Origin of the sequence: Thalassotalea hakodatensis, from assembly GCF_030295995.1 — a bacterium.
Classification (GTDB): domain Bacteria; phylum Pseudomonadota; class Gammaproteobacteria; order Enterobacterales; family Alteromonadaceae; genus Thalassotalea_C; species Thalassotalea_C hakodatensis.
This window is the reverse complement of sequence record NZ_AP027365.1, coordinates 3,953,737-3,975,455: the sequence shown is the minus strand read 5'-3', so window position 1 is coordinate 3,975,455 and position 21,719 is coordinate 3,953,737. Positions and strand designations below refer to the sequence as shown.

15 protein-coding genes are annotated in these 21,719 nt (G+C 37.7%); 7 read left to right on the top strand and 8 right to left on the bottom strand.

Annotation, left to right across the window (positions count from 1 at the left end; translation table 11 throughout):
* Window positions 1-64: 64 nt before the first annotated feature.
* The 3 genes from QUE72_RS17645 to QUE72_RS17635 form a co-directional block, all read right to left on the bottom strand.
* Window positions 65-796, bottom strand: coding sequence for a PEP-CTERM sorting domain-containing protein (locus QUE72_RS17645; RefSeq protein WP_286270442.1), 732 nt, complete (start codon window positions 794-796; stop codon window positions 65-67).
* Between the two features lie 182 nt (window positions 797-978).
* A complete protein-coding gene (locus QUE72_RS17640) occupies window positions 979-1,944 on the bottom strand; it encodes an FHA domain-containing protein (RefSeq protein ID WP_286270441.1) in 966 nt (321 codons plus the stop codon).
* Entirely contained in the window at window positions 1,935-3,188 is a 1,254-nt protein-coding gene (locus tag QUE72_RS17635) for a S1 family peptidase (RefSeq protein WP_286270440.1), read from the bottom strand. Before QUE72_RS17635 ends, QUE72_RS17640 begins: the two co-directional genes overlap by 10 nt.
* 265 nt (window positions 3,189-3,453) lie before the next feature.
* Here QUE72_RS17635 and QUE72_RS17630 point away from each other — a divergent pair, with 265 nt between their 5' ends.
* Entirely contained in the window at window positions 3,454-3,855 is a 402-nt protein-coding gene (locus tag QUE72_RS17630; RefSeq protein WP_286270439.1) for an MmcQ/YjbR family DNA-binding protein, read from the top strand.
* Window positions 3,856-3,866: 11 nt separating this feature from the next.
* Here the strand turns inward: QUE72_RS17630 and QUE72_RS17625 are convergent, their stop codons facing one another.
* Window positions 3,867-4,625: a sterol desaturase family protein gene (locus QUE72_RS17625; protein WP_286270437.1), complete on the bottom strand. Its 759-nt coding sequence runs from the start codon at window positions 4,623-4,625 to the stop codon at window positions 3,867-3,869.
* Between the two features lie 147 nt (window positions 4,626-4,772).
* On the opposite strand from QUE72_RS17625, the gene QUE72_RS17620 reads away from it, so the two are divergent.
* Window positions 4,773-6,677 carry a winged helix-turn-helix domain-containing protein gene (locus QUE72_RS17620; RefSeq protein WP_286270434.1) on the top strand — a complete coding sequence of 635 codons (1,905 nt, stop codon included), beginning with the start codon at window positions 4,773-4,775 and terminating at the stop codon, window positions 6,675-6,677.
* A gap of 69 nt (window positions 6,678-6,746) precedes the next feature.
* Here QUE72_RS17620 and QUE72_RS17615 read toward each other — a convergent pair whose 3' ends face one another.
* The 4 genes from QUE72_RS17615 to QUE72_RS17600 all read right to left on the bottom strand — a co-directional run bounded on the left by QUE72_RS17615 (window position 6,747) and on the right by QUE72_RS17600 (window position 12,424).
* Window positions 6,747-7,388 (bottom strand): hypothetical protein, encoded by a 642-nt coding sequence (locus QUE72_RS17615; protein ID WP_286270432.1) that lies wholly within the window; start codon window positions 7,386-7,388, stop codon window positions 6,747-6,749.
* Window positions 7,381-7,881, bottom strand: a complete 501-nt coding sequence (locus QUE72_RS17610; protein WP_286270431.1) for an RNA polymerase sigma factor — start codon at window positions 7,879-7,881, stop codon at window positions 7,381-7,383. The genes QUE72_RS17615 and QUE72_RS17610 overlap by 8 nt, the downstream gene beginning before the upstream one ends.
* Before the next feature lie 484 nt (window positions 7,882-8,365).
* Window positions 8,366-10,072 carry a pseudouridine synthase gene (locus QUE72_RS17605; RefSeq protein ID WP_286270430.1) on the bottom strand — a complete coding sequence of 569 codons (1,707 nt, stop codon included), beginning with the start codon at window positions 10,070-10,072 and terminating at the stop codon, window positions 8,366-8,368.
* Between the two features lie 159 nt (window positions 10,073-10,231).
* Entirely contained in the window at window positions 10,232-12,424 is a 2,193-nt protein-coding gene (locus QUE72_RS17600) for a TonB-dependent hemoglobin/transferrin/lactoferrin family receptor (protein ID WP_286270429.1), read from the bottom strand.
* Between the two features lie 274 nt (window positions 12,425-12,698).
* Between QUE72_RS17600 and QUE72_RS17595 the strand changes: the two genes are divergently transcribed.
* From QUE72_RS17595 to QUE72_RS17575, 5 genes are all read left to right on the top strand, one after another.
* Window positions 12,699-13,226, top strand: coding sequence for a MotA/TolQ/ExbB proton channel family protein (locus QUE72_RS17595; RefSeq protein ID WP_175573081.1), 528 nt, complete (start codon window positions 12,699-12,701; stop codon window positions 13,224-13,226).
* A 5-nt stretch (window positions 13,227-13,231) separates the two neighbouring features.
* Window positions 13,232-13,576: a DUF2149 domain-containing protein gene (locus tag QUE72_RS17590; protein WP_074497044.1), complete on the top strand. Its 345-nt coding sequence runs from the start codon at window positions 13,232-13,234 to the stop codon at window positions 13,574-13,576.
* A complete protein-coding gene (gene cobN, locus QUE72_RS17585; RefSeq protein WP_286270425.1) occupies window positions 13,573-17,556 on the top strand; it encodes a cobaltochelatase subunit CobN in 3,984 nt (1,327 codons plus the stop codon). Before QUE72_RS17590 ends, cobN begins: the two co-directional genes overlap by 4 nt.
* 314 nt (window positions 17,557-17,870) lie before the next feature.
* Window positions 17,871-19,163, top strand: coding sequence for a sensor domain-containing diguanylate cyclase (locus QUE72_RS17580; protein WP_286270424.1), 1,293 nt, complete (start codon window positions 17,871-17,873; stop codon window positions 19,161-19,163).
* A gap of 702 nt (window positions 19,164-19,865) precedes the next feature.
* Window positions 19,866-21,623 (top strand): DUF4856 domain-containing protein, encoded by a 1,758-nt coding sequence (locus QUE72_RS17575; RefSeq protein ID WP_286270423.1) that lies wholly within the window; start codon window positions 19,866-19,868, stop codon window positions 21,621-21,623.
* Window positions 21,624-21,719 lie beyond the last annotated feature (96 nt).

Here is a 21,719-nt window from a genome sequence, read left to right as displayed (position 1 = left end):
AGTTAAGGCATTAAAAAAGCCACTCAATGAGTGGCTTTTAAATTTCTTATTTAGTATTAAGTAATTATGCTTTGCGCTTGCGTGAAGCAGCGAAACCTAACATACCTAAACCTAATAAAGCGATTGAAGCTGGCTCTGGAATTGAATTACCAGTTAATTCGAAACCACCTTTAAGAAGACCGTTAGGGCCACCAGGTTGGAATGAAGAAGAAAGTACCATGTCAGTACCGTTAAATTCACCGTTAGTATCGAAGTTACCTGCAGCTAAACCACCCGTTACGTTTAATAATGCAGAACCTGTACCAGTATCACTACCAGTACCAAAATCGGTCGCAGAACCTGTTAGGAAACCATCTGCTACTAAAGATAACCATAACTCGGCTGGTGTTCCTGAAGCAGACGCAGCTGTAGCACTATAATCAGGGGTATGGTCAACAAAAATATCGATAGCTAAATCTTTAAATTCAAAGTCACCATCATTGCCAGAAGTTGGTGTGAAACTTACTAACTCCATAGAGAAAGTAAAGGTTAATTCACAACCTGGGCAGAATGAAGCGCCATTTGGTGAATCACTGTTCATTTGAGTAAAAATACCAAAACCATTAACCATGTCACCCGGTTGAGTAACGAAATTTTCGAAAAGGTTACCGCTGCTGAAAAAGTCTTCTGCAGCTGGGAAAGAATTCACTGAATCCGGATCCCAAACTACACCACCAACGTTGATATCCGAAGCTTGTGCTGAAAGTGATAAACCTAAAGCTGCTAAGCCAATTGCTAGTCCTTTTTTAATGTTCATAGTGTATCTCCTGTTATAAATCTTAAATTTTGTAATCATTGATTTGACTGACCTGTATAATGCCAATCTTGTGCCAACTTTAAAAAATATTTTTAACTTACTGATTTTATTTATGTAAATTCTTTTTTTTTAAATGGCCGATTTGTTTAAAAACATCGATTGTAAAAATTCTCGACACTTTTTTACGAGTCTTTCTGCTTGGCTTTTTCATCTACTTTGATGAAAAGCTCGTTAGTGTTATTGATAAACTGGTCAACATTACTGCTACTGGTAAATAAGAAACTCGGGGTCAGCAGTGTTGAATTGAATTCAGGCTTAATACTAAAGTCAGGCTTTTTACTCACTTGTATTAAAAAGCTGCCTCCTACTAATAGAATTGTTAAGCCACTGGCAATTGCCATGCGGCGTTTATTACTGACATGAAAACCAACATAGATATTCAACCAAAATAAACAAAAAGCGATTGCTATAGGTGTAAAAGAAGCTAACAGCACTAAAAACGAACCACTAGCCGTATTAAAATTAATAAATGTTTCTAGGAAGTCTGTGACCCAAGAGATATTATAAAAAACAAAACAAATACCAAGCTGGGTCCAAATGCGAGCATCATGTTTGGTTAACAATGACACGATAGCAACACCAATAGGCCAAACAGCAAACATTAAGGTTAAGCCGGCAGCTGATACTAACAGTTGAGTGAATTTTACTTCTGTTGGGTTATTAAGGAAAAATAACCAGCCGGTTATTAAGGCAAAAACAACTATGTTGGTGATTAATATCGCGGGAGACTTGGTTAGGTTAATTAAATTTTCAAAAGGGCTAAGGGTGATGCTTTCTTCTACCGGATGAAAAGGAAACAAGATACGAATTTGGCTTTTTCCTACGCGAATAATATCGCCTGAATGAACAATGTGGCCGTCGGCCGTTTTTTTACCTTCACCAAGAAAACTACCATTAATGCTGTCTAGATCTTGTATCCGCCAATGTTCACCATCAAAAGAAATCGTTATGTGTTCGGCGCAAACGTGAGGATCAGATAGCATTACATCGTTATGATAACCTCGGCCAATGTCGACTTTGTTCTGGCCGAACTTCTGTCGGCTTATCACTTTATGTCCTCGGCTGATTTCTTCAATAATTATTTCCATGTTACCGACTCCATAAACTGCTTAGTAAATCCTTGGGCGCTTGATTGAGAAACACCCGCCAACGTAAAGTGGCTAATAAGGGCTTGCTGATGATGGTCGACAGAAATCGCGAGGTAAAGTACATCATATAAGTTGGTAAACTTTTTATAGGCGCGAGTACAGAAAATGGCCTTGTTATTGATTTGTTGGTTAGTTGGCATCACGATATCGTGCTGACATTCAAATTCTGTAATATCTTCTTTACCTGCTGTATTTCCTGGCATCACACGAGCTATTTGACGTTGAAAGAGTTGATAAAACTTTATATCACTTAGTTTTCTAGCGTGTAGATAGCGAAATTCCATTTCGACTGAGCCAGTATAAAAATTATTCGCAATAAATACGTTCTCTTCTAATGAACAATTGGCCACCGCCATTGACATTAGTGCATCCTTTTTGTCAGCGTTAGATTCGCCCCAGCAACGAATAAAAGGTACGTCAATGGTGGGTACAAGCCCTTCACCAAGGTTTTTTAATTGCCAAGGGCTGTTTAATAACGTGGTAATTAACTGTTCTTGATAGTTATTAAGCTGTTCTTGCATTTGTTGTGCAATAGCATCAGGAGCCTGTTGATTATGCTTATCAAGTAATATTTGTAGTTTGTCATGTGGTACTAAAAAGCCAATTTGATTGCCAGATGTGGCGACATTTATTCCTACAACTTTCGTTGCTTTATTGACCACAGGACCACCGCTCATGCCAGAGTTAACCGAGCCAGTAAAATGAATACGATCACTAAAAGATTCTTTCTTTAAGCCGTTATATGTGCCCGGCACTACTATCATGCCAAGATCATGCGGGTTTCCTAAAGAAAAAATTTCTTCACCTTTCTTTGGTGGCGCATCAGAAATATCGAAAAAAGCCATTGGTTGTTCAACGTCACGTTTTACAATAGCAAGGTCGTTTATTACATCAATATTCTGTAACGTTAACTCGGCTCTATTTCCTTTATTATCTAGATATTCAATCCGATATTTTTTAGGGTGACGAGCATAACTTGAAATTACATGGTAGTTGGTGGCAATTAAACCATCAGCACTAATTTGGAACCCTGAGCCAATGGAAGATTTTTCACCGCTAGCTTTGTCAATAATCCTAATTTGATATAAAGAGGGGGCGAGTTGTTTAAAAATGGCTTCGGCTTGCTCAGTGGCGCATACAAAACTACTAAGGCCAACAAGTAGTATGCTTAACAAAGCTTTCATTCAAAATCCTATGGTGAATGCTCAAAAATAGTTCATTCATTGTATTGTGCCACCATGAATTCATTTGTCATCAATTATCCTCGCAATATTTTCTGAGAAGTTTAACTAGGTGTAACAGAAAGTACGCGCTCTGAATCATACGTTCATACTGGTAGTGTCATATTGTTAATAGCTAGTGTTGCTTTTTTAGAATGTACAAATGTTGCTATAGGCTTAATGTTGCTTTTTAATATGATGTAGAAATTAGCAAATCAGTGAAATTTATATGGACAGTAAAATAGTTGAACAATACTTATTGAGTAAACCACACGTATCCATAGGTTATCCCTTCGGTGCTGATGTAAAAGTATTCAAAGTGAAAAACAAAATGTTTGCGCTTTTATCGTTAGGCACTGGAAATGAAAAAGATACTCACGGAAAAATGAAAGGGCATTATTGTGTTAATTTAAAATGTGATCCTGAAGAGGCGATAATGTTACGGGATATATTTCCTAGTGTGATCCCTGGCTACCATATGCATAAAGCTCAATGGAACACCGTTATTTTAGATGGATCAGTTCCTGAAGGTGAAATTGAGCGCATGATCGATAATTCGTTTAATTTGGTGGTGAGTAAAATGACCAAGAAAGATCAAGCATCTATCTTGGTACATATAGAATCACGTTAGAAAGTGCTGTTTCATCTATTGGTAACTTTGCTAATATCTTTAAACAGCAACGCGTCTTTGACTCTGCTTGAGCAACCGTTGTAAAACCCTATTTCGGGTGAAAATTCTTTCGGGTTGTTAAACGTTCCGAATAAAATATCAAAAATAGGCAAGTCTGAATAATTGTATCTATGAATACCTTTTTGATGATGAACGGAATGACTCTCCGGTCTTTGAATTATATAGCCAAGCCATTGTGGCGTTTTAATGTTTGTGTGTTGGAAGATCGCTAAAAACATAGTGATGTATAAAAACCATGAAATTGCTTGAGGCGATAAACCAACAAAAATACTTAACGTTAAACTCCCAATAAATGTAAAGCCAATCATATCTAACGGGCTAAAATAAAAGGCGCCAAATGTATCTAAACGTTCCGCACTATGATGCATTTGATGGAATGTTCTCCATAACCAATTATTACTATGCATTGCTCTATGCCAAAGATAAATCATCAATTCAAATACTAAAAGGGCCATTAAGGTACTAATATACGGATTAAGCTCTTGAAGATTCATCAGTTGATATGGCAACAAATACTTATCCCAAATTAAAGGTAAATAGGTTGATAAATAAAAATAAATGATAAAAACAAACATGGCTTTTGGGATCCAGCCTTTTACTTTTTTTTGTGGTTGTCCTGGGTGTATTGTTTCGACAACAATCAATGTTGCGTAAATTGAGAGTAACATAAGAGAAAGCGGGTCAATGAGTATCTCTATAGGCGTAGGCATAATATATTTCCTTTTTGATTAAGCTGGCGTTTATTATTGACAACCAAGAAAATAAAACATGATGGTTAGCTAACGATTAGGTAATCAAAAGGTAATATTTCTCCAATACAAACCCAAAAGCATCAACCAAGCAACGGAGAGCAAATAGTGATTTATCGGGTGAACAATATCGACGTTGATGTCGTACAATTTGAAATACGTTGTGATGATTGTTCGGTGAAAATTGAACCGAAAGTATTCGACTTAATTGTGTATTTAATTGAGCATCGGCAAAGGTTAGTCACAAGAGAGGAGCTTTTCCAAAAGGTCTGGCATGGCAGAGAAGTTTCAGATACTACGTTAAGTAACCACATAAAATCAGCAAGAAAAGTGCTGGGAGATAATGGGAATTTACAACAAATTATTAAAACCGTTCGCTCAAGAGGTTACCAGTTTATTGCTGACGTTGAGGAGCGTGCTAACACTGAGTCTCAAATCACTAACAATGTGTTAACTCATGAATCGTCAATAGACGTGAGTGATATTCCTAGCGTGAATTACGCACACAAACTTCCCTTAAGTTTGAGCAAGTTAATACTATTATTGACTGCGATTATCAGTGCTCTTTGGTTTTATAATACAACAAAAACACCTAAGGAATTACCACCTTATTTACTCGTTGTACCATTTTCTGTGTCGAGTTTACATAATGCGAATTTAGCACCATTTGCGGATCAAATCACCAGAGAGCTTATTCAAGGGTTAAGAAAAGTATCGGGTATTAAAATAGTTCCACCCCCTTCATCATTTATTTTTAAAAACAATAAAGTACGTTCACATATTAAAGAAAAACTACCTGCGGTAAATTATGTGCTAGATGGTGTGGTAAGTGAAGGTAGCAATGGCAATATCCGTGTTACCGTTGAATTAGAGAATCTACAAAATGATCAATTATTGTGGGATGGAGATTTTGATATTCAAATACACAGTCCTAATCGTTTTAATTTCCAAAGTGAAATAGCTTCATCAGTATCAGAGTCACTTAAAGTAATAATACTTGAGGAAGAAAAACAAGTACTTAGAGAAATACCTACCACTAATGTTCAAGCCTATGATTTATATGTGCAAGGACAGCATCAACTTTCGTTAATGACACATGATTCTGTTTTATCTTCAATCGCGTTTTTTTCTCAAGCTATTGCCAACGATGCTAATTTTGAAGCGGCTTATATCGCCAAAGCAAATGCGTATCGGATATTAATGGTATTATACGAACAACCGAAAAAAGTATTACCTAAAGTGATTTCTTCTGCCATTGATGTCTTAGAGATCAACCCAGAGTCGGCGAAAATCATGTCATTACTTGGCGTTGCATATGTACATACTTGGCAGTGGGAAGATGCATGGAAAATGTTAACTAAGGCGCATAGGAAGGATCCGAATCTGGCGCTCACAGAGCTAGGCTTTGCACTATATTACGCAGCGATAGGCGACGCGAAACAGGTTAAAAAAGCGTTACTTCGCGCGGAGAATTTAGACCCTCTGAACTTAGAAATTGCTGATTGGGGGTTATGGGCATTGTTGATGGTTAATGAAGTGGATGCGGCTATAGTATGGGGAAAAGATAAAGTAAAACTGCATAATACGTTACCCTACCCGATCTTAAACTTGTCTGTTGCAGAATATGTAAAAGGTAACCATGACAGAAGTATTCAATTGGCTGAACAAGGAGTGAAATTAAGTCAACGAGGTGTATTTCCATTGATTATTCTAGCGCAATCATATGCAGCAGCAGGAAATCGTTCAAAGGCCTTAGCGTTAATAAATGAAGCAGAGCAAAGTCAACAATATATGTGTCCTTATGAAACCGCGGTGGTATATGTTTTATTGGGTGATGCCAATAACGCTTTTCCTCTGTTTGACAAAGCAATTAATTATCAATCTAATTGTCTTATATTTACCCGTAATGATCCTAGACTAGTTCCACTTAAGAACGATGCGAGGTATTCCGCACTCTTGAAAACATTGGCGCTTGATGATAAATCGATAAAGCGATTAAAAACACAAAGATAGTGAGTTGATTTGAACAATGGTGAAATCGTAGAAGGCAGATCAATAATCTACCTTCTGGTGACAACAAAATTAGCTTTTCAGTGTTTTCATATCAGCAATCAATTCGTCTAATTTCTTGAATTGACGTCCGTAAACTATATTGAGATCTAAACGGTACAATGCATCAGAATACTTTATAACAAGCAGCAGTAGCATTGTTAATATGATGATTAAATAATATGGAATGCCTAACAGGACTAAATCTGTTGGGAACTTTTGCATGATTAAACTGATAATTTTCCCACCCGCTTTGCTAACGAGCGCTTGAGTCACCATGCCAATAAAAAATAAAGGGTAAAACAAGCGGTAATACTTGGCATAGGTGTTAATCGAGCTTTTTAGCCAGTGATCAAAATTGAGTAAATAATCATAACTCGATTGGCCTTTCGATAAGGATGTGCTTTTGGCTAACTCTTTTTTGGCAATGATCACCAGCGGTATGAGTAAACAGCAAATATATAAACCTAAAAACGGCGCGCCTATAAGTGACATCATAATCATCATGATGATACTACCTATGATTAGCGCTTTAATATTGAGTGCGAACATGCTTTGTAATTTATCTACAATATTTTGAGACTTTAGGTTATATAAGGCATTAATCTTCGGTGCGGCAAGATTAGGCTCATTGATAAAACCTTCTTTCCACATGGCTTCAATGGATCTATTCATTTGTTACTCCTTGTTGATTCAAGTGTCTGTGCAATCTTTCTTTTACTCGGTTGATTCTGACGCCAATACTATTCGTATTTGTACCGGTAATTTCGGCAATCTCCGCATAGGTTTTTTCTTCCAAATAAAGCAAAATCAACGCTCGGTCTATTTCTGACAAGTGCTTTATTGCATTGTAGAGTTGGTTTATATCGTCATTGATAAAGGCTTTACTGTCGTCAATCACTTCTTCGGGTAACGCATCGGACGATATATCCGTTATACCTGACTTACTCTTTTTCAAATGCGTTAGACAAACATTCAAAGAAATGCGGTATATCCACGTTGACCACTTTGATTGCTGATTAAAATTATCTTTACTACGCCAAATTTGCAGGCATACTTCTTGATAATAATCTTCAAAGTCTTCTTGGCTATTGGTATACGCCCGACAAATTTTGATTATGATCCCTGAATATGGAAGTATCGATAATTGATAAAAATCACTGCCCATTGAAAAATAAGTTCCTATACATGCTTTGCCTTGTTAGTGGTTTTACCTTGAAGTTTATTACACCCAAAATACATTTTTTTAAAAATATCACTATTCACTGGATGAACGGGCGATCGAGAGCAGCTAATCAATTGTCTTAACTACATGATGGTTTTTAAAAGGGACTGCATACGTAAGTGATTTATACTAATTCGCATAAAGATTAAGTCAGTTCAGAGCGATGTCAGAGGTGGGAGAATAAGCGAAACGTTTGTTCTAAATCAAACACGTTTTGCGCAATTATCGCGCCTCTAACAGGCTCCCAAAGGGCGAGTTTAAACGCTTCATAGCCTGTGTTGTTGGTTTTAACAAAGACGCTACAAGGATGTAGCTTATTAGAGAACGCAGGAGCATGTTCTCCTGAATAACCATTCTCTGCAATCAACGCCGTGCCTCTAAAGCGTTTAATTCTCGCTGAATGACCGAATATTTATGTAGTAGAAAATCAAAAATTTACCTGTATGTGGAATGATAATGGCTCTTTCGTGATAGGGTGGTTGAAACTAAGCGTCTCGGCATGTAAGTGGAGCCTGTCAGCGAGTGTGCCGTAAAGACCATCGCCGGTAATCGGCGTATTTAATCCGTCGGGGTGTGCACAATGTACACGTAGTTGATGTGTACGGCCGGTTATCGGGTATAGCTGAAGAAGGGTTTTATCATTAAAGCGTTCAATGACGTGCCATGTAGTTTTCGCGAACTTTCCATGTTCAACACATACTTTTTGACGAGGACGATCATTAATATCAAGTATTAGTGGTAAATTTATATTGCCCGACTCTTCTGCAATAACACCATCAACTAAGGCGATGTAACGCTTCTCTACTCTTTTTTCAATAAACTGCTGTTGTATTGATTTATGTGCTCGTTCACTTAAAGCGAGCACTAACAAACCAGATGTCGCCATATCTAACCGATGAACTATTAATTTTCCTTGTGCATGCGGAAATTTTGCTTTTATTCTTGTTTCAACTGAATCTTGTATATTTTTGCCGGGCACCGACAATAACCCCGCAGGCTTGTTTACTACAACAATATGTTGATCGTGATATACAATCTCTAATGATAATTGTTCGGCAGGGTTGGTTAACAATGGGTTAATATCTACCGCCAAACCTTGAAGCATATGGGGTAATATCGGCCCGCACTTTCCTTGGCATGCAGGGTAATAATAACCGTGTTTACGTATTTCAGAGGGATGAGACTTCCCCCACCAAAATTCGGTAAAACAAATCGGTATTAATTGCTGGCTAAAGGCATATTGCAATAGCTTTGGCGCTGCGCAATCACCCGTTCCTGCGGGTGGCTTTCCTTTGTCTTGTTCTGCAAATAATTCAAGCACCTCTTTTTTGTTTCCGTCAATATTGAGTAACTGATATTGTTGAAATAATTGTTTTTGCAATTTATTCGATAGTTTTTTTCTACGCTTTTTTAATACTGAGATCACGTCTAGTTTCTCAGTGACTTGTTCACTGAGAGCGGCTATTTTTTGTTGCCAGTATGTCTTTAGTGCTTGTAGCGCTTTTTTGTGTGTCACGCTTTCTCGTGATAGCGATATACTTAACGCTTTCGCATGAGCAAAGGTGTCAGGGTCATGCGTCTCTGTCCAAGTGGAAAGCTGCTCTGAAATGGCATGTCGGGTTATTTTTCGTTGTTTTTTTTGTTCAACCATTGCTTGCTGTTTTAAGCTAATCGCTTTTTCAGCTTGGCGTTTCAATGTTGCAACTTCTTCTTGCAAGTCGACAAGTGTTTGACAGCTACTTAAGGCCTCTATTTCAGCGTTAATCTGATTAATAATAGCTTGATGCGTTGAAAAATCACTGTCTTGTGAAAACCCTTCAAAAATATTAGGTACGAAGTGTTTGTTAAATGTTTCTTTTAAATCAGATAACGCGATAGTCGCACCTGAATAAGCGCATAAATAACCAAGTTCACCGCGTTGGCTTTTTACAACAAGTACGCCATACATTTTTCCTTCATGTTGTTGTGCATCGGGTGTATGCAAGCTTAGCCATTGTTGTAACTCAATTGCAGCTTGTTTTGCCCAAGGATCAGGCTGATAACAGAAAGGGTAGGTAAATGTCTCTGGTAACAAAGCTAATTGGGGCTCGTTTGAAAATGGAATGACTAACCCCGGTGGGTGCTTGGAGATCATAACCTTTGCGACTGCTGCTTAATAAATTGAATGGAAACAAAGAGAATTTTACGGAAAAAGTCGGTTAAACGCTATGATATATTTAGATGAAGATTACCTCGTAAAACAAAAAGCTCCTATGAAAGGAGCTTTTATGTCGCGTAATTAATCGTTACATTACTAAAACTGGTAATGAATCGCGGCTGAAACACTTCTACCTGGTTCAGTAACATTGTTTAAGGTATTACCGCTTGCGTGTCCTGCACCATTTAAATAACGTACGTATTCTTTATCGAATAGGTTCGAAATTGCCACGTTAACACGTAAATCATCTGTAATTGCGTAATGCCCTAGCATATCGATAGTCACGTGACCGGCAATTTCAGCATTACCACTGTTAACTTTTGTCATACGCTTCGCCCAATTAACAATAATGTCGGAAGAAAAGTCACCATACTGCATATTAAACCCTGCACTCCCTGATAGCGGGCTGATGCTCGTTAGGTAGTCACCTGTTTCGTCGTCTTTACCATCTTGATAGGCGGCATTTGCGAACATGGATAAATGGTGATTGATATCATAGTGTATCGACGCTTCAATACCTTTGATGGTGACCGCATCTATGTTTTGATATTGATACACTAATACGGATGATTCTTGGCCTGTATATGGATTTATAACACTTTCGATATCAATTAACTCAGTGGCTAAAAAGTCGTCATATTTACTGTGAAAAATCGCACCGCTAAAGGTTAAATCGTTAACTGTGCCACGTAAACCAAGTTCATAGGTATCACTTTTTTCGGGGGATAAATCATTACTGGGTACCACTTTATAGCCATAAATAGAATTATCATGGTTAATATAAGCAAGATCATAAGCAGGTACTTTAAAGCCCTGACCATATTGGGCAAATACCGCAATATCATCACTAAACTTATATAATGCACCAAGGTTTAATGAGACATGATCTTCATCATAGGATTTATAATCAACGCCATCGTCATTTTTCGCGTTATTTGCTTCCATCTTATAGGTATCAAATCGCACTCCAGGTGTGATTGTTAAGCGATTATTTAATAACGTTATTTCATCGTTGATAAATAATCCGGTTCGTTTTACTTCCGTCGTTGGGAATTTTTCATTCTCTTGTGGATAACCTGGTTTGGCTACGCCTTCTACTTCGTAAAGTTTTACCTCTGTACGCAATGACTCTGAATGCTCTATATCAAGACCATAACCAATCGTATGAGTATCATTCAGCGTTAAGCTTGCGTTAGACAATAACCCTTTGGTTTTTTGTTTGTACAGTGAAGTGTTCCACATATCGCGAATTTCAACGACCGGGAAACCAAAATTGGCGTTGATATCTAATTGACCGTATTCAATATCTTCTTGCTCTGAATTGTTGGTATAGATAGCGATATTAAGTAAATCATAAAGTGCGGTAGGGGTTTCACTATAATAACGAAGTTTGTATGCTTGGGTATCTTGCTTGCTAGTATTTTTTTCGGCAACGACATTGTAGCCATCAAGAGTACGAAAGTATTCAAGAAGCCCGAGAGCGTGATTGCCAATAACGTCTTGTTGCCATATGTCTGCAGAGAATGACAGAAAGTCAGTTTTATTTAAATTTAGTTTTGCTTTGTATAGGTAACTCGTTGATTCAATATCAAGATCAGGTTTAGTACCGTCGAAGTTTTGTACTTCTTGTCCATCACGAGCACTGGCATTTAATAAGTGTTCTACTTCGCCTGTTTTAAAGGCTAAGGTGCCGCCGAGGTTGGTTTGTTTGCCAAGTTCATTGTAACCAAGCTTTACTTTACCTGCGATTGCTTCACCTTTTTCTAAATAATCAGAAGCATCTTTGGTGGTAAAAACAACAATACCGCCTAACGCATCTGAGCCATAGAGTGAAGAAGCTGCACCTTTAGCAACCTCTACTTGTTTTAATGTGTCTGTATCAATAAAACCACGACCTACAATATCATTTAACCCATTTGCGCCGTACCCTTCGTTCATACGCATGCCATCTTTAATCATCAGAACACGGTCACCACCCATGCCTCGAACAATAACATTCTGAGCACTACCTGCTGAGCCGCTTACTTGTACACTAGGGTCATATTGGAATAACTGACTAAAGTCAGTCACGACTTGTTTCTCAATATCTTCTGAAGTAACAACCGAAATACTCCCAGCAACGTCTTTAAGCGCTTTTTCAGTTTTGGAACCACTGATCACGATAACTTCTAAATCATTGGTTAAATCTGAATCAGGCGTTTCATAGGCAAAGGCAGGCGTTGAAGAAACTGCCAATAATAAAGCAGTTGATAATAATGTTCGTTTATACGGTTGTTGATGCAAATACATTGCAATGAATCCTATTACTTAAAAATATGTGTTCAATGATGTAAATACCGCACCCGCATACTTGTTTTAGGTTGGCGAGAACGGGGGGATGTTCTGTGCAAGTTAAAACAAGTAACCACTACGGGCCGGTATTTTCTTGGGCTTTCTAATCAATCGTTTTTTACTCTATAGGATCAAAACGCTAAAGTAAACACAAATGAGAATAATTATTATTTGATTGTAGTTTTGGGGTTATGTACAATGTTTTCATTAAATCCTAGGGGGATAAAATTTAGTGAACATCCAATTATTAGAAATCACCATGGCGCAAGTTTCAGAGTTACTGATGACGCCAGTTATTATTGTTATTTGCTTGTTAGTGGTATATGCCATTTATGCATTAGGGAAATTTGCTTCTCAGTGGTTACAACGCCGACAACATAAACTGAATTATGTAAAACAGATACACAATAACGATGGTTCAATGACAACCCTTCCAGGTTTCCCTGTTCATAATTATTTTATTAGAAATCCGTTTGCCAGTGATGATGAGTTAGAAGTCGTTGCGTTAAAGCAACTGGAAACCTTACGTATTGTTACCAGAATAGCACCAATGCTAGGGCTTATCGCGACAATGATCCCAATGGGGCCTGCATTACAAGCATTAGCCGATGGCAATATTCAAGGCATTAGTGAAAATCTAATTATCGCTTTCGCAGCAGTTATTTGGGGCTTAGTTATTTCTACACTGACCTTTTGGCCGGCGTCAGTTAAAAAACGTTGGTGTGCTGATGAGCTTATCAATGTACGCAAACTGAGGTAAGTAATATGCGCTTTTTAGATGATGATGAAGAGTTAAACCCAATCGTTAGTGCGGTAAACCTCGTTGATGTTTTTTTAGTGATTATTGCTGCGTTATTAATTGCATTAGCGCAAAACCCATTAAGCGTCTTTTCTGCTGATGATGTAACGGTGATTAAAAATGCCGGAAAACCAAACATGGAAATGATCGTGAAAAAAGGCAAAGAAATTAAACAATATAAATCTACTGGTGATATTGGCTCTGGTGAAGGTATGCGGGCGGGTGTTGCTTATAAAATGGCAGATGGCAGCTTTGTGTATGTGCCAGAAGGCGACGAAAAAAATAATAAAACAAAGAGTGATCAAGAATGAAAAAAATAATCTTAGTCGTGTTGCTCACGTTATTTATTGCCACACCGTTATTTGCTAATGAAAAGCCTCAAGTGTTGTTGATGATGTCTTCACATGCTTCAAAACCAAAAGGTGATTTATTACAATTGCTAGCAAAAGATCAACCTTTTGAATTGGTCATTTACTCAACGAAAGGTAAATCAGAACAAGAAATTAAAGCAGATTGGCAAAATGCGGCGTTGGTCATGCTAGATGGCATCAACCCAGCATTATCAAAATTTATGTTTGCTAAATATCATGCTTATCTTATTGAATTTCCAAATGTGCCAGTCATTTCATTGGGAGATTTGGCAAATACAAAAACAAATCAAGGCCTTACTGAAAAACAACAACAAAGCATTGGTCGTTATTACAATAATGCTGGTCGTGATAACTATCGCAACCTGATGTTCTATATTTCAGGTTCATTATTAGCGTTATCATCTGTTGAGGCCGAAATGCCAAAGTCAGTACCTAATGTGGGGTTGTACCATTACGCACTAACACCACAAGTAACCGATGACGAAACGGCATTTTATCAATTCTTAGCGCCAACGCCTCAACAACCTGTTGTTGCGATTGGTATACATAGAAGTGTTGTTGATTATGAACAACAACAAATCGTAGATGCATTGATCAAAGGGCTTGAGGCAAAAGGTGCAAAAGCGTTTGGTTATTTCTTTGAAGGGAATGACGAGGCGTTAAATTATACCGATTTACTGCTTACCGAGAACGGTGATCCTCGTGTTAATTTGCTGATCAATTATCGTTCGTTACATTATGTAGAAAAACGTCGTGCCGAGTTTGAAAAAGTGGGTGTACCGGTATTACATGCACTAAATTACACCGAAGGTGATGAAACCGATTTCTCTGAAGACCATGCTGGCATTTCGCCGTCATTAACGCCTTTCTTTTTGGTGATGCCAGAAGATACGGGTAGTGCTGACCCAACTATTATTGCTGCAAACGAAAAAGGTGCAAAAGTGGTGATTGATTACCAACTCAATGCATTGGTTGAACGGGCATATAACCATGCTAGTTTGGCTATCACTGCTAACAATGAGAAAAAAGTCGCTACCTTTATTTGGAACTATCCTCCCGGAGAGAAAAACATTGGTGCCGCTTTTTTAGATGTTCCATCGTCTATTGCGAATATTGCCAACGCGATGCAACAAAGTGGCTATCAAGTCACGCCAAAAGACAGTGATTATTTAATAGAATCAGCAGGTAAACTCTTACGTCCTTATTATCGTGGTGAAGATGCAGAAGCACTTATTGAACAAGATTTAGCGGAATATATGCCATTATCAACGTATTTGTCATGGTTTAATAATTTACCTGAAAAGGTTACAGCGCCGATAGTTGAACGCTGGGGTAAACCTGAAGATAGCGGTATGTTACGCAATACCACGATTAATGGCGAACAAGCAAAAGCGTTTGTTATTCCTAGAATGCATTTAGGCAATATGATCGTGTTGCCTCAGGGGGTACGTGGAGAAAATGCGCAAGAACACGCGTCGTTATATCACAGTACAAAAACGCCGATTAATCATAGTTATCTAGCTATATACCTATTCGCACGTAAAACCTTTGGTGCCGATGCATTTATTCATTTAGGTACGCATGGCTCACAAGAGTGGTTAACAGGTAAAGAGCGTGGCCTTTCTGTGTTTGATGCGCCAAACCTTGCCATTGGAAATTTACCGGTTTTTTATCCTTATATTATCGACAATGTTGGTGAAGCGATGCAAGCAAAACGACGTGGTCGTGCCACCATGATCAGTCATTTAACGCCTGGGTTTGCAAAAGCAGGATTATATGCAGAAGTGGCGGAACTCAATGAAAAAATCGCTAATTATATGATGCTCGAAGAAGGGCAGACAAAAGCGAATACACAAACTGAAATTATTACCGCAGCTGAAAAATTAAATATGTTAAAAGACTTGTCGATTGAACAAACTGAGTTTGAACTAAATTTTTCAAAGCTGTTACCGAAGGTACAAGATCATTTAACGACCTTAGCGCAAATGAGCCAACCTTTAGGTATTCACATTTTTGGTGAATTACCGAAAGAAGCGCATCTATATACCACGATATTACAGATGTTAGGTGATGACTTTACTCAACGTGCCGGCGTGTATGAAGCGGATAATAACCTAACCATTGCTGAACAGTTTGATCATCGAAAAGTGAGGAATTTAGCCGCACTAGAAGGTTATCAGTTGCTTAATACTTATTTGAAAACGCCAAATAAACTGGCGAACCTTGATACGCAGCTATCAGAAGACTTAACAACCGCACAACAATATTGGAACAACTTTCAAGGTATTGCTGAAACGGAAAACTTACTGTTAGCGCTTGAAGGCAATTATATTCCAGTCACTTATGGTAATGATCCTATTCGTAACCCTGACGCGGCACCTACTGGGCGAAATATTATTGGCTTTAATCCTGCGAAAGTGCCTTCGAAAGAATCGTATGATGCTGGTGTAACCCTCATGAATCAAACGATTGATGCCTACGTAGAAAAGCATGGGCGTTTTCCTGAAAAATTGGCTTTTTCATTATGGTCATTAGAAACAATGCGCCATCAAGGCGCACTTGAAGCGCAAGTGCTACATGCACTTGGCATTAAACCTAAGTGGAATCGCCAAGGTAATGTTGTTGGTACTGAAGTTATTCCGATGAGTGAATTAAAGCGCCCACGAATTGATGTCGTTATTTCAGCGACGGGGTTATATCGAGATGCGTTCCCTAACGTTATGCTTTGGTTGGCAAAAGCGATTGATAAAATTGCAACAATGAAAGAAGAAAACAACTTTGTTTATCGCCACGCAAATGCGTTAAAAACTGAATTGTTAGCACAAGGAAAATCAGAAGCAGATGCTGATTATTTGTCATCAATACGTATCTTTTCAAATGAAACTGGCAACTATGGTACTGGCTTAGCTGGCAGTGCATTAGCTTCTGATACTTGGGAAACTGATGATAAGCTGGCTGGTTTGTATTTAGACCGTATGGGTTATGCTTTTGGTAAAGATGAAAAACGTTGGTCAGAAAATGTCGGGGACGTCTTCGGTGATGGTGAAGGTTTATATAACAAGGTGCTTTCAGGTACCGATGGGGTGATTTTCTCACGTTCAACTAATTTATACGCTTTGATGACAAATGATGATCCGTTCCAATATTTTGGTGGTATCGGTTTAGCGGTACGCCACCTTGATGGTGAAACACCGGAAATGTTTGTTTCAAATTTACGTAAAAAAGATCAATTGAAAAGCCAAACCCTTGATGAATTTGTTAACCAAGAAATGCGTAGTAGATATTTTCATCCTCGTTGGATAAAAGCCATGCAAGATTCAGGTTATGCTGGCGCTACGGCGATTCTTGATCGCATGAATAATATGTGGGGTTGGGAAGTAATGACGCCAGAAGCGATTAGAGATGATCAATGGCAGGAATTTTTTGACGTCTATGTTGAAGATAAATATCAAATGGACATGCGTGAATTCTTTGAACAAGCCAACCCGGAAAGTTTGGCACAAATGATAGAGCGTATGCTTGAAGCAGTTCGAAAAGGGTATTGGCAGGCCGACCAAGCAACGATTAAGAAAATGGTGGAAACCTATACTGAAATTGCGAGTGAATTTGATGTTGCAACAAACAATGACAAATTCAACGAATATATGGATTCAACAGCTGCTGGTTTTGGCTTAACACCACTATCGCAAGCATTGGCAGAAGCCTTAGCTAAACCGGATGTAGCAGCCGCTTCACAAGCGCAACAAGTCAGTGGTCAAAAGTTAGAAGAGCAGGTGAAAACAGAACAAATAGAAGACGATTACACGGCACTTTATATTCTATTGTTGATCTTCTTAGCAGGTTTTTCTCATAATTATATTTGGTCAGCTAAAAAAATAACGATTGAAATAGCAAATAAATCGCTCGCTAAAGCGGCTTAGTGTCATCAATTAACACGATGGAGGGAGCATGAATTGCTCCCTTTTTTACTTTCGTTAATGGATAGTTATTATTAAAAGGGAGTGGCTGAAATATCTATTCATGGTTAACTTTCTTTAATCTTTAATCTTTAATCTTTAATGTACCTGACCCCATTAATTCATTTAATCTTTAATCTTTAATCTTTAATGTACCTGACCCCATTAATTCATTTTTACACGGTATTTAATGCGGTTTCTACTTACCTAAATGTCAAAATTAGCTATACTGAAAAAGAACGTTGTATTTTGCTATGTTCGGTTTTAGGCAGTAAATAGTGACGAAAAACAATAAACCACTCTCATCTATCGCCCAACAAGTAATGTTGTTATCAGAAGTGTTAAACAATGTTGGGGCCTGTATTTTCGCCAAGGATCTTAACGGCAAATATCTTTACGCCAATGATATGGTGCTAGAGCTTTTTGATACGTCTTTAGAAAATGTTATTGACAAAGACGATAGTCATTTTTTTGATCTAAGCATTTCTCACCAATTAAAGAAAAACGATAAAAAAGTAATCAATGAAGGTGTCATTGTAGAACAAGAAGAAACAAACTATGTTAAGTCGAGAGGTGAATTTCGTATTTATCACTCAGTGAAAAAACCCTTATATGATGAAGAAAGAAATATTATTGGTTTATGTGGTATTTCTACCGACATTACCGAGCAAAAACGATTAGAAGGTCTTGTTAAAAAGCAAAAAGATTTACTCAATATTGTACTTGATAACGTCGATGCGCACATTTACATGAAAGACAATCAACGAACGTTCAAATATGTCAATAGTCGCGTAGCTGCCTTATTTGGCTTGCCAGCTGAAGAGGTTGTTGGTAAGAAAGAAACCGACATTTTACCTGAAGAAGTGGCCGAGCATTTTTATCAATCTGACAAAAAATTGTTTGAAACTGGTGAGCGTCAAACCATAGATGAAACCGTGATTGATGATGACGGCAATGAGCATCATTACCTGAGTGTGAAAATACCATATTACCCTGAAGGTGAAGCACCGGTTTTAATTGGCTTCTCAACAGAAGTCACAGAACTTTATAAATTAAAAGAACAGTTTAGAAAACAAGCAAATACTGATTCGTTAACTAACCTATTTAATCGACGTTATTTTGTCGAACACGCTGAACGTGAATTTAAACGAGCGCAACGTAACGGTAAACCCCTCACTGTGATTTCAATTGATATTGATCACTTTAAGGATATTAATGATCAATATGGCCATCAAGCAGGCGATGAAGTGTTAATAACCGTAAGTAAGCATTTACTTCCTAACTTGCGCAGTGAAGACGTACTTGCTCGAATTGGCGGTGAAGAGTTTGCCATCGTACTACCTGATACTAACTTAGAACAAGCAAAGCATATCGCTGAAAGGATCCGTCAACAGCAAGATAGCATAAGACTTACAGGTCATTGGCAAGGTGAGTTAAATGTTCAAGTGAGTGTAGGAGTAGCCATTATGCTTAATGATGATAGCACTTTTGATATGTTATTTTCTCGGGCCGATAAAGCGTTATATATGGCGAAAAACAATGGCCGAAATCAAGTCTATTGTTTTAGCTAAAGTGCATTCAAAATGCTTGAAGGCTTGCGCACGAGAGTAGGTATTTGAATAATACATAGTCATTGTTCTGATGGCAGGTTTACTGTGGTTTATCCATTTAATCATCGTTAATAAGCTGTTGTCCTTCCCTTAGTCATTAACCTTTACATTTCGTTTTTGTCTTCAAGTTGTCATATTACTGTTACCCAAAATTAATGGGTTAGTCATATTCATTCCATCTAAGTGTCATTTTTCATCGCTAGTATCTGAAAAATTAATGTCGTTGAGCATTAGGTCCTAAAGTTAGTAAAATAATTTTTATGGCGAAAGTAATCCATCATTGATCTTACATAAAAGCATGAATTGTATGGGTCGCTCAATTATATAAAACAAATGAAATTACGTTAGCCACTTCCCTGAAAACCCTTTTAAGGTGTGCTCCTTTGCTTAAGCAGTGTTAGTTTTTTGTTAATATTATTTATAGCATTAACAAGCAGATTACATAATCACTACTCTTGTTAGCAATGTATATCTCATTAATAATGTTATTAAATATGCTAGGTTGTATGGAGAATGTATAAAAGCGTGTCTTTACTTTAGTGTGCTGTACCAAAAGTACAGTTGATAATGAAAACGATTTCTATTTGTAACTTTATTGTTACATATGTTAACCTTGCGGCAATTAAAATTTATACGAATAGCTTAATTGAGAAGGTTAATACTATGAATGCTAAAAAAAGTACCGTGGCAATTGCGTTATCTGCAATATTTGCATTGTCTGCTTGTGGCGGTGGCGGTGGTAGTTCTAAAACACCAGACACTGATACAACACCAACAAATAGTGCCCCTACAGACATAAGTGTTTCAAATTCATCTGTTGATGAAAACACTGCAGGCGCAGTAGTAGGCACGTTGTCAGCAACTGACGCAAGTGGCGATACGCATACTTTTAGCGTTGATGGCGACATGTTTGTTGTAAATGGTACTGAATTAGCGTTAGCCGAGGGCGTTGAGGTAAACTATGAAGCTGTGCAATCTTATACTATTAGTGTGACTGCGCAAGATAATGGTGGCCTTAGTTTTACCAAAGAAATGACAATTGAAGTAAATAACATTGCTGGCTATGACTTTGAAAGTAAGTTTGAAGAAGGTTCAAGTGTTTCATACAGCGGTCAAATTGCACGTCATGCTTTGATCAATGAACTTAATTACTACATTGCAAATGAGTTAAAAACAGACTTAGACAACGGTGTTTTAGCAACCAAACAAGATGTATTAGATAAGTTAAACTTATATTTTCGCACGTCAGAAGGGCAATATGACAATTTTTCCCTTAAATCGTTTGGCGATAATGCTAAGCAAAAATTTATTGCCAATATCTCTGGTAGTGCAAAAAGATTAGGCGGCGAAGGCGGTAAAATTGCTGGGCGTGATGAAAAAGGTCAACATAAAACTTGGGGGCATACCGACTCAGCTTCAAATGCATTTATTGGCTGGGGCAACCAAGGTGATTACACGCCTGAGGGCTTAGTTGACATGTTTTTTGAGCAACTTGCCGATAACGCGATGACATACATTAATGGTGCTGCTCGTTTTGATGTAAATGGTGAAGCAATTACGAGCATCTATGTCAATGAAGACGGTACAGACCTTAAACAGCTTATTCAAAAATTCTTATTGATGTCTGTTACTTATTCACAAGCTGCTGATGACTATTTTGGTCATGAAACTGAAGGAAAAGGTTTGTTAACTGATAACACGAGTGCTGTTTCAGGTAAAAAATATACTAACCTTGAGCATCAGTTTGATGAAGGCTTTGGTTATTTTGGTGCTGCACGAGATTACTTAGAATATTCAGATAATGAAATTGCAGGTAAGGTTGATGACGAAGGTACTAATGGACGAACTGCTTGGAATGGTAAATTTGATTCTAATGCAGATGGTGAAATAGATCTTCTTTCTGAATATAATTTCGGTGCGTCTGTAAATGCGGCTAAGCGAGATCGTAAAGCAGTGGTTGCTACAGATTTTACCGGTGATGCTATGAATGCACTCATTGCTGGACGTAAGTTAATTAATGACAATGCGCCAAATGCGTTAACTGATGAGCAAATGGAAACATTGAAGGGCCATCGTGATCAGGCATTATTAGCGTGGGAAAAAGCCATTGCTGCTACTGTTGTACATTATATTAATGACTCTTATGCTGATTTAAACAAGCTAAAAGAAGGTTCGACAGAATTTAGCTTTACTGATTTAGCAAAGCATTGGTCAGAATTAAAAGGCTTTGCTTTAGGGTTACAATTTAATCCGTATTCACCATTATCTGACGAAGACTTTGCATTATTTCATCAGTATGTTGGTGATAAGCCAGTGGTTGATATGGCTGATATTGAAGCATATCAAAACAACTTAATTAAGGCGCGTGATATTTTTAAAGAAGCTTATGAATTTGACGCAGAAAATGCAGAGAACTGGTAATCTTTTGATAATAAAGTAAATTGTAAAAAATAAAAGCTTGGCTATTACTAGTCAAGCTTTTGCTGTTTTAATTGATAATAAAAAACAAGGTGTTAC